Origin of the sequence: Streptomyces sp. NPDC049541 (assembly GCF_044465725.1) — a bacterium.
In the GTDB taxonomy this organism is placed as follows: Bacteria; Actinomycetota; Actinomycetes; order Streptomycetales; family Streptomycetaceae; genus Streptomyces.
In genome coordinates, this window is sequence record NZ_JBITLY010000027.1 from 1 (window position 1) to 1,986 (window position 1,986).

The following is a 1,986-nucleotide window of genomic DNA, read 5'->3' on the forward strand; positions in this document are numbered from 1 at the left end:
TGGAATGCCATGTGGCATTCGTCGCCGCCGCTCTGGAAATCGCCGAAGTAGTCGACGACGTCCTCGGGCCACTGGTTGGCCTCGGCCAGCAGCACGGTGTCCGGATACATCGCGTCGATCTCGCGGCGGACACGCCTGAGGAACGCGTGGGTGGCGGGCAGGTTCTCGCAGTTGGTGCCCTCGGCCGCGTACAGATAGGGCACGGCGTCCAGGCGGAAGCCGTCGATGCCCAGGTCCAGCCAGAAGCGCAGGGCGGCCAGGATCTCCTCCTGCACCGCCGGGTTCTCGTAGTTGAGGTCCGGCTGGTGGGAGAAGAAGCGGTGGAAGAAGTACTGACCGCGGACGGGATCGAAGGTCCAGTTGGAGGCCTCGGTGTCGACGAAGATGATCCGGGCGTCGGCATACTGCTTGTCGTCGTCGGCCCACATGTAATAGTCGCCGTAGGGGCCGTCCGGGTCTTTTCTCGACTCCTGGAACCACGGGTGCTGGTCGCTGGTGTGGTTCATGACGAAGTCGATGATGACGCGCATGCCGCGCTGGTGGGCGGCGTCGACGAACTCGACGAAGTCGGCGAGGTCACCGAATTCGGGCAGGACCGAGGTGTAGTCGGAGACGTCGTAGCCGCCGTCGCGGAGCGGTGACTTGAAGAAGGGCGGCAGCCACAGGCAGTCGACGCCCAGCCACTGCAGATAGTCGAGCTTGGCGGTGATGCCCTTGAGGTCGCCGATGCCGTCGCCGTTGCTGTCCTGGAAGGAACGGACGAGGACCTCGTAGAAGACGGCACGCTTGAACCACTCCGGGTCCCGGTCCTTGGCGGGAGTGTCCTCGAAGGTGTCCGGGACGGGCTGGTTGACGGTCATGTCGCTCTGAATCTCCGATCGGTGGCTACGCGGACGACTGCTGGACGTGGAGCACGTGTGCCGGGGCCCGCCCGGGATCCAGGCGCACATAGTTGGTTCTGCCCCAGTGATAGGTCTCACCCGTCAGTTCGTCGTGCGCGGACATGAATGCGTGCCATTCCAGACCGAGTTGCGGCATGTCCAACGAGACCGTGGCCTCCTGGGTGTGGTGCGGGTCGAGGTTGACGACGACGAGGACCGTGTCCCGGCCCGTGGTCTTGCTGTACGCGATGACCATGTCGTTGTCGGTGTGGTGGAAGCGTAGGTTCCTGAGGCGCTGAAGAGCGGGATGACGTCGCCGGATCGTGTTGAGCCGGGTGATGAGGGGGGTGATGGTGCGGCCTTCGCGTTCGGCCGTCTCCCAGTCGCGGGGGCGCAGCTGGTACTTCTCCGAGTCGAGGTATTCCTCGCTGCCCTCCCTGAGGGGGGTGTTCTCGCACAGTTCGTAGCCGGAGTAGATGCCCCAGGTGGGGGAGAGGGTGGCGGCCAGGACGGCGCGCAGTTCGAAGGCGGGGCGGCCGCCGTGCTGCAGGAAGGCGTGGAGGATGTCGGGGGTGTTGACGAAGAAGTTCGGCCGCATGTAGGCGGCCGCCTCGCCGGACAGTTCGGTGAGGTACTCGGTCAGTTCCTGCTTGCTGTTGCGCCAGGTGTAGTACGTGTAGGACTGCTGGAAGCCGATCTGGGCCAGGGTGTGCATCATGGCCGGGCGGGTGAAGGCCTCGGCCAGGAAGATCACGTCGGGGTCGGCGGCGTTGATCTCCGCGATGACCTTCTCCCAGAAGAGGACCGGTTTGGTGTGGGGGTTGTCGACGCGGAAGATCCGCACGCCCAGGTCCATCCAGAGCCTGAGGACCCGCAGGGTCTCGGTGACCAGGCCGTCCAGGTCGGCGTCGAAGGCGAGGGGGTAGATGTCCTGGTACTTCTTGGGCGGGTTCTCGGCGTAGGCGATGGTGCCGTCGGGGCGGTGGTGGAACCACTCGGGGTGTTTGTGTACCCAGGGGTGGTCGGGGGAGCACTGCAGGGCGAAGTCCAGCGCGATCTCCAGACCGTGGCCGCGTGCCTCCTGCACGAACCAGGCGAAGTCCTC

At 65.5% G+C, this 1,986-nt stretch carries 2 protein-coding genes; both read right to left on the minus strand.

Annotation, left to right across the window (positions count from 1 at the left end; translation table 11 throughout):
• On the minus strand, window positions 1-860 hold an 860-nt coding region (locus tag ACIBW9_RS42485; protein ID WP_398964236.1), incomplete at its 3' end, for an alpha-amylase family glycosyl hydrolase.
• A gap of 25 nt (window positions 861-885) precedes the next feature.
• Window positions 886-1,986, minus strand: a 1,101-nt coding sequence (locus tag ACIBW9_RS42490; RefSeq protein WP_398964239.1) for a DUF3459 domain-containing protein, incomplete at its 5' end; no start/stop codon positions are given.